This is a genomic window from Schinkia azotoformans LMG 9581 (genome assembly GCF_000307855.1).
Taxonomy (GTDB): Bacteria; Bacillota; Bacilli; order Bacillales; family Bacillaceae_J; genus Schinkia; species Schinkia azotoformans.
This window is the reverse complement of the sequence record NZ_AJLR01000142.1, coordinates 1-2392: the sequence shown is the minus strand read 5'-3', so window position 1 is coordinate 2392 and position 2392 is coordinate 1. Positions and strand designations below refer to the sequence as shown.

4 protein-coding genes are annotated in these 2392 nt (G+C 32.8%); 2 read left to right on the top strand and 2 right to left on the bottom strand.

From position 1 onward, the window contains the following. Nucleotides 1-103 precede the first annotated feature (103 nt). Nucleotides 104-442 carry a hypothetical protein gene (locus BAZO_RS16200; RefSeq protein ID WP_003332761.1) on the top strand — a complete coding sequence of 113 codons (339 nt, stop codon included), beginning with the start codon at nt 104-106 and terminating at the stop codon, nt 440-442. Nucleotides 443-519: 77 nt separating this feature from the next. After that, nucleotides 520-990 carry an RNA deprotection pyrophosphohydrolase gene (ytkD, locus tag BAZO_RS16195; RefSeq protein ID WP_003332760.1) on the top strand — a complete coding sequence of 157 codons (471 nt, stop codon included), beginning with the start codon at nt 520-522 and terminating at the stop codon, nt 988-990. Nucleotides 991-1108: 118 nt separating this feature from the next. Here ytkD and BAZO_RS16190 read toward each other — a convergent pair whose 3' ends face one another. Both BAZO_RS16190 and BAZO_RS16185 read right to left on the bottom strand, forming a co-directional pair. Further along, a complete protein-coding gene (locus tag BAZO_RS16190; RefSeq protein WP_003332759.1) occupies nt 1109-1450 on the bottom strand; it encodes a hypothetical protein in 342 nt (113 codons plus the stop codon). A gap of 33 nt (nt 1451-1483) precedes the next feature. Further along, complete coding sequence (locus BAZO_RS16185; RefSeq protein ID WP_003332758.1) at nt 1484-2338, bottom strand: hypothetical protein; 855 nt, start codon at nt 2336-2338, stop codon at nt 1484-1486. Between the last annotated feature and the right edge of the window lie 54 nt (nt 2339-2392).

Sequence of the window (2392 nt, the reverse complement as noted above, 5' to 3'; positions counted from 1 at the left end):
CGGATGCCTCAGATTTTCAAAGGTAGTTTTTCGAGCAAGCTCGAAAAAATCTGGGCACAAATACGCCAAGGCGCATTTGATAAGTTGTAAGGAGCGATTATCGATGGAAAAACAAACGTACTATATTTCAGTAGGGTCAAGGGGAATTTCGCAAATAAAAACAGGTACTCCCTTTGAACTGGAAATTGAAGCAACAGATGAGGAAATTAGAGCACTGCGCGGGGTTTTTGACGAAATGTATACGGCAGATGTGTCGGGATTCGTTCGGGCTCATATTCCGTTTTTAGAATATCATAATGATCCAGAAAACGATAAGATGGACAGGGAATTAATGAATGTATACCAAATGCTTTACGACCTTGGCAAGACCGAAACGAAACAGCATATTGAATCTATGGGGATATTAACTAATCTAGATGGTGAAAATCACTCCACAATGTAGGAGTGATTTTTTGTAGACTAGAGAAAATACATGGTATGATACTCATAGTAGAATTGTGAAAAAGATGGGGTTTTAATATGATAAATTTTAATGATTATTATGGAAATGTAGTGCAGCTTTCATTTGATTATTTACCTTTTTCAAAAAATCCTAAGCATGTATGGGTCATATGCAAATATAAGGATCAATGGCTGCTAACCATTCATAAAAAAAGGGGATTTGAGTTTCCAGGGGGGAAAGTAGAACCGGGTGAAAGCCCAGATGAGGCGGCACGGCGCGAAGTTATGGAGGAAACAGGTGCTACGATAAGCTCATTACATTATCTTGGCCAGTACAAGGTTCAAGCGAAACTGGATTTAATTATAAAAAATATTTATTTTGCAGAAGTTGATCAATTACATGACAGGGATACATTTTTTGAAACAAATGGTCCAATTTTGTTAGATGAATTGCCAACTAATATTAGATTAAACGAAAAATTTAGCTTTATCATGAAAGATAAAGTCCTTCAGGAAAGCTTAAAGCAAATAGAAAAGCTCTCATTCTAGGGTTGCCTTGAATGAGAGCCATTTTTTGCCTTTGTATACTTTAATACTGATGATAGTGTTTTTTTCTTATTAATCGAACTAAACATTATTCGATGCTTACAAATAATGTTTCCGTAAATTACTTTTTTATTAAATCTATTTGTTCTAATTTCAAATCATTTCCATTGAAAATACTTGTTTCAGAATTTTGTGAAGTCCATGAAATAACAACAAAATACTTTTTTCCTATTTCTAATACATTCCATAGATTTTGATCCATTACTTCAACAATACCTTCTTGATTAGTAGATTCGAATTGTTTAACTTTGACAAAGAAGGAGCCTCTTTCTTTATATTTTTCTAAGACCTCAATATTAATAGTCGATGAATTTTTTAAATTTGACTCATCTTTTTTCATATAAAAAAAGAGTATTCCAAAAATAAATAGAAATAATAATATGAATTTAGATATTTTTCTCATTGTTTAAATCTCACTTTTTAAGTTAAATAACGATTAATAAGAGAATGTCTTATAGTTTCCCCTAGTATCGTGATCAGCGTTTCCTGTAACAGTAACGGAAATTCCAGCAAATGAAAGACCTAACGTTCCGGACCCTTTTTTATGGGCATAATTTGTATGAATCTGATCTGTTCCAGTCGGATTAGACGTAGATTTTGTTTCTATTGATATACTACCGTACCCCCTTAATTGTGTGTAATCATGCACAGCCCATCCATATAGATTAGCATCCCAACCTACACCATTTGCACCGGAATAGGCAAGTGCTTTAGTATCTTCATGAACTGTCCAACTAGTGGCACTTGGGCTTTTATAATAGTCAACTTTCCTAGATGTATTATCCGTTGCTTGCCATTTGTCAGACCAAGCAACACCAAATGGATCGTACAATAACCAAGCTGGTGCACTGTACCACTCATATCGAGAATAAACCTGCTTTCGTTTTCTTGTGTCTGATGAGACTAAACTATAAACATCAACAGTAATAGAAAACTTGTCTGTTGGAATTGTAGCAAAAGGTTTGAATACACCTCCATCAACCTTATCTTTATCGTTAAAATATTCAGTTCCATCTTTACTAATAGTCAATTCAGGAATTAATTCTTGTTTTTCTTCTGACCATACATAAGTTGTTGAACTATCAAACTCTACTAAATTTTCATTATTTAGTATATCTTCTAAAATAATGGGATCTAACTGTTCTAAGTAATCAGGTGGTAATTTTAGTTTTTCAATTTTACTTTCCTTTAAATTTTTAGGTGTATTCTCCTTCGCGTAACTTGTACTTGATGAAAAAATTAATAGAAAAGTAGATAAAACAACAATAATAGACATTAAGTATTTTTTCAATATAAAAAAATCTCCTTCTTTATTATATTATATTCTCAACTTTCGCACCAATAA

Coding starts and splice junctions, on each gene's coding strand:
- BAZO_RS16200 (WP_003332761.1), top strand. CDS start 104: ATGGAAAAACAAACGTACTATATTTCAGTAGGGTCAAGGGGAATTTCG.
- ytkD (WP_003332760.1), top strand. CDS start 520: ATGATAAATTTTAATGATTATTATGGAAATGTAGTGCAGCTTTCATTT.
- BAZO_RS16190 (WP_003332759.1), bottom strand. CDS start 1,450: ATGAGAAAAATATCTAAATTCATATTATTATTTCTATTTATTTTTGGA.